The sequence below is a fragment of the Streptomyces katrae genome (assembly GCF_000966975.1).
GTDB classification, from domain to species: domain Bacteria; phylum Actinomycetota; class Actinomycetes; order Streptomycetales; family Streptomycetaceae; genus Streptomyces; species Streptomyces katrae.
Map to the genome: position 1 here is coordinate 1 of NZ_JZWV01000323.1, position 4,540 is coordinate 4,540.

4 protein-coding genes and 1 pseudogene are annotated in these 4,540 nt (G+C 73.3%); 3 read left to right on the forward strand and 2 right to left on the reverse strand.

Translation table 11 applies throughout. From position 1 onward, the window contains the following. Nucleotides 1-257: pseudogene (locus VR44_RS12860) on the forward strand (FAD-dependent oxidoreductase); the annotation flags it as partial. Here VR44_RS12860 and VR44_RS12865 read toward each other — a convergent pair. Beyond that, entirely contained in the window at nt 221-1,288 is a 1,068-nt protein-coding gene (locus tag VR44_RS12865; RefSeq protein WP_045947595.1) for an ATP-dependent DNA ligase, read from the reverse strand. The pseudogene VR44_RS12860 and the gene VR44_RS12865 overlap by 37 nt on opposite strands. 75 nt (nt 1,289-1,363) lie before the next feature. On the opposite strand from VR44_RS12865, the gene ligD reads away from it, so the two are divergent. Then, a complete protein-coding gene (ligD, locus tag VR44_RS12870; RefSeq protein WP_045947596.1) occupies nt 1,364-2,395 on the forward strand; it encodes a non-homologous end-joining DNA ligase in 1,032 nt (343 codons plus the stop codon). A gap of 123 nt (nt 2,396-2,518) precedes the next feature. Here ligD and VR44_RS12875 read toward each other — a convergent pair whose 3' ends face one another. Continuing rightward, nucleotides 2,519-3,451 (reverse strand): GDSL-type esterase/lipase family protein, encoded by a 933-nt coding sequence (locus VR44_RS12875; protein ID WP_045947597.1) that lies wholly within the window; start codon nt 3,449-3,451, stop codon nt 2,519-2,521. A gap of 151 nt (nt 3,452-3,602) precedes the next feature. Here VR44_RS12875 and VR44_RS12880 point away from each other — a divergent pair. Then, nucleotides 3,603-4,540: alpha/beta hydrolase (locus VR44_RS12880; RefSeq protein WP_245691752.1), on the forward strand; the 938-nt coding region annotated here is incomplete at its 3' end.

Here is a 4,540-nt window from a genome sequence, read left to right on the forward strand (position 1 = left end):
CGGCCGCACTGTTCGAGTGCGCGCTGGAGGACCCGGAGGTGATGCGGGCCCGGGCCAGGGTCCGGCACCTGGCCGAACCGCCCGCACGGGCCTACGCGGACCCGGCGGTCCGGGTCAGGGTGGCGCGCTGGCTCGCGGAGCGGCCGGACTGGGTACCGAACGCGGTGGGACCGGACCGCGCCCAGTGGGAACGGCTCACCGCGTCCCCCGCCCTGCCCCCTCAGCCGGTCTCGCCCAGCACCTCTGCCAGGTCGTAGCCGACGACCTCCTCCAACTGGCCGTACGTACAGCTTTCCGGGGTGCGGTCGGGGCGCCAGCGGACGAACTGGGCGGTGTGCCGGAAGCGGTCGCCCTCCATGTGGTCGTACTTGACCTCGCAGACGCGTTCGGGGCGCAGGGGGACCCAGGACAGGTCCTTCTTGCCCGTCCAGCGGCTCTGCGCGCCGGGCAGCCGGGCGCTCTCGTGGGCGGCCTCGTCGGTCCACGAGGCCCACGGGTGGCCCTCGGCGTCCGGCATCCGGAGGGGCTCCAGCTCCTCGACGAGTTCGGCGCGGCGCTTCATGGGGAAGGCGGCGCACACGCCCACGTGCTGCAGCGCGCCCTGGCCGTCGTACAGGCCGAGGAGCAGCGATCCGACAATCGGACCGGTCTTGTGGAAACGGAAACCGGCGAGGACGACGTCGGCCGTACGCTCGTGCTTGATCTTGAACATCAGGCGGGCGTCGGGCCGGTAGGGCAGATCGAGGGGTTTCGCGACGACCCCGTCGAGCCCGGCGCCTTCGAACCGCTCGAACCACTCCCGCGCGAGCGCGGGGTCGGTGGTCGCGGGCGCGAGGTGCACGGGGGGCCGGGCTGTGGAGAGGACGTGGACCAGGGCGCCGCGGCGGTCGGCGAGCGGGGTGTCGAGGAGGGAGTCGTCGCCGAGGGCGAGCAGATCGAAGGCGACGAAGCTGGCCGGGGTGGTCTCGGCGAGCAGTTTCACCCGGGAGGCGGCGGGGTGGATCCGCTCGGTCAGCCGGTCGAAGTCCAGCCGTCCGCCGTGGACGATCACGATCTCCCCGTCGACCACGCAGCGGGCCGGCAGGTTCTCCTTCAACGCCGCCACCAGCTCGGGGAAGTACCGGCTCAGGCTCTTTCCGGTGCGGCTGCCGACCTCCACCTCGTCCCCGTCGCGGTGCACGATCGCGCGGAAGCCGTCCCATTTGGCCTCGTACTGCATGCCGGGCGGGATCTTCGCCACGGACTTGGCGAGCATCGGCTTCACGGGCGGCATCACCGGCAGATCCATGGAGTCGATTCTGCGGTGGTACGTCCGGGTCCGCTCGGTGTGCGGGTCCGGCCGCCCCCGCCTACCGTGGCGCCCATGGGCGGTAGCGCGGGTGGTGCGATCGAGCTCGACGCGGGCGGGCGGGCGGTACGCCTGTCCAGCCCCGACAAGGTGTACTTCCCGGAGCCCGGGTACACCAAGCGGGACGTCGCCGAGTACTACCTCGCCGTCGCCGACGGGATCACCCGCGCCCTGCGCGACCGCCCCACCACCCTGGAGCGGTATCCGGAGGGCGTGGAGGGCGAGTCCTTCTTCCAGAAACGCGCCCCGAAGAACCTGCCCGACTGGATCCCGACCGCCCACATCGCCTTTCCCAGCGGCCGCACCGCGGACGAGATCTGCCCCACCGAGCCGGCCGCCGTCCTGTGGGCGGCCAACCTGGGCTGCCTCACCTTCCACCCCTGGCCGGTGCGCCGCGCGGACACCGACCGGCCGGACGAACTGCGCATCGACCTGGACCCGCAGCCGGGCACCGACTACCACCACGCGGTGGCGGCCGCGCACGAACTGCGCGCCCTCCTGGACGAGGTGGGGCTGCGCGGCTGGCCCAAGACCTCAGGCGGACGCGGGCTGCACGTGTTCGTGCCGATCGCCCCGCGCTGGACCTTCACGGAGGTCCGCCGGTGCGCGATCGCCCTGGGCCGGGAACTGGAGCGGCGCATGCCGGGCAAGGTCACGACGGCCTGGTGGAAGGAGGAGCGCGGCGAGCGGATCTTCGTCGACTACAACCAGACGGCCCGCGACCGGACCATCGCCTCGGCGTACTCCGTCCGCCCCCGCCCGCACGCCCCGGTCTCGGCGCCCCTGCGCTGGGACGAGGTGGACGACGCCGAACCGCGCGACTTCGACATCAGGACGATGCCGGCCCGCTTCGCCGAACTGGGCGACCTGCACGCCGACATGGACGAGCACGCCTTCGATCTGGAACCCGTACTGGAACTCGCGGCCCGCGACGAACACGACCACGGCCTGGGCGACATGCCCTACCCGCCGGACTACCCGAAGATGCCGGGCGAGCCCAAACGCGTCCAGCCGAGCCGCGCCAGGCAGCCGGACCCCGAGAAGTGAACCGCCGTAGGGTACGGCCATGCCACCCTCCACCCACCTCCCACCCCCGGTTCCGCTCACGCTCCTCTTCCTCACGGACGAGGACTTCGGGGCCCTCGTCCGATGGCGTGCGGCGGCCGGCGGCTAGCTCGGCTTCAGGTGGTGGTAGAGGGCCTCGTGGCCTTCGGGGTTCGGGTGGATGCCGTCCGTCAGGAGTTCCGGGCGGCCGTGGAGGGGGGCCCACAGGTCGATGTGGTCGATGTGGTGCTCCGTGCACCAGGCGCGCAGGGTCTCGCGAAGGGCCAGGGCGCGGGACTCGGTGAAGCGCAGGCCCTCGTAGTCGGCGAGGCGGGATTCGTCCAGCCAGACCGGTCCGACGACCACCAGGCGGGCGTTGTGCTCCCGGGCCGTGGCCGCAAGGGAGGCCAGGGCGTCCGCGAGGTGCGTCAGGCCGTCGGGGTCCGGCTGCGGGGAGGCCAGGGGGACGGCCGAGTCGTTGATGCCGGCGGCGATCAGCAGCGTGTCCGGGCGGCGCGCGGCGAGGAGGGCCGGGGTCTGCTCGGCGACGCCGGCCAGGGTGTTTCCCGGGACGGCCAGGTTGAACACCCGGTGGTCGTGCTCGTTCGCGCCGATGTGGCGGGCCGCGAGCCGGGCCGCCCAGCCGCCCCGCGGATCGCAGCGCCCGTACGCGATGCTGTCGCCCGCGATCACGATCCGGGCCGCGGAGCGCAGCGGGTCCGCGTCCAGGTAGGCCCAGGCGCTCTCCCCGGATGAGAGCAGTACCCGTCGGCGGACGTAGTCGTCCACCTCGTAGGCGTCGGCGGCGGCCAGTTCCCCGTCGGTCAGGCGCAGGACGGCGCCCTCGACCACGGAGCCCAGCCGGCACTCCAGGGTCAGGTGGACGTCGAGACCGCTGGCGGCGATCACGTCCGGGTCGGTGATCTTCAGGGGCCGGGTGGTGTAGCCGACCAGCGAGGCAGGGGAGCTGGGCACGGTCCGGCCGAAGAGGGTGGTCTGGACGTGTGCGTCCCTCAGCGTGCCGAAGGAGAACAGGGCATGGGGGCGTGACTCGGTCACCGGGAGGGCCAATGCCTTTCTTCAAAGGATGATCATCACGTCACCCTAACCCGGACCGGGCCCGCGAACAGGACGGAAACTGTACGAACGATCGTGCTAGCATCCCGCTCGTCCTGCCAGCGACAGATCCGGAGAACCGGGCATGCACCCCATGGCTTCACTCCTGAGCGTCACCCTCGCCACAGCCGCCCGGGTCGCCCCGGGCCCCGCCGGAAAGCTCGCCTTCCGGCTCTTCATCCGGCCGCTCGGACGGGCCCGGCTGCGGCCGGAGGAACGGGAGGTGATGGCCCGGGCGCGGACCGGGCGGCTGACCGTGAACGGGGTACCCGTCACCACGTACAGCTGGGGAAAGGGGCCGCGTCCCGTGCTGCTGGTGCACGGCTGGTCCTCGCGGGCGTCGCGGTTCGCCGGGTTCGCCGAGGCGCTCCTCGCCCAGGGGCACGGAGTGGTCGCCTTCGACGCCCCCGGGCACGGGGAGTCCGGCGGCCGGGCCGCCTCCGTCCGCGACTACCGCGAGGTCATCCGCCTGCTGCACGCCGAGCACGGCGGGTTCTCCGCGGTGGTGGCCCACTCCGTCGGGGTCCTGTCGACCCTCTTCACCCTCCGCGACGGCATCCGCGTGGAGCGCATGGCGGCCCTCGGCGGCGTCGCCCACTTCGACCACCTCGTCGCCGGGTTCCGCAAGGCCCTGCGGGTCGGACCGGCCGTCGAGCGGGTCCTGCGCGACCACGTGGAACACCGGCTCCTGGCCGGCACCCCGGACGTCTGGCGCCGCCTCGACGCCCGCGAGAACCCCGGGCCGAGCCCCGAACGCCTCCTGCTCGTGCACGACGAGGACGACGACATGGCCGCCCCCGGCGAGTCCCGGTCCCTCGCCGCGGCCTACGGCGAGCGCGCCCGGCTGATCGAGACCAAGGGGCTCGGCCACCGGCGGATCCTGGGCGACGCCGGGGTCGTCGCGGCCGTGGCCGCGTTCATCGGGGAGGCGGAGCCGCACGCCGGGCCGGGCCCCGCGCCTGATCCCGCGCGGGATTCCGTGCAGGATCCGCTGACGGGTGCGGGTGCGGGTGCGGGTGCGGGTGCCGGTGC

Bases quoted from the DNA above. Each gene is read 5' to 3' on its own strand.
- VR44_RS12865 (WP_045947595.1), bottom strand. From the start codon at position 1,288: ATGGATCTGCCGGTGATGCCGCCCGTGAAGCCGATGCTCGCCAAGTCC.
- ligD (WP_045947596.1), top strand. From the start codon at position 1,364: ATGGGCGGTAGCGCGGGTGGTGCGATCGAGCTCGACGCGGGCGGGCGG.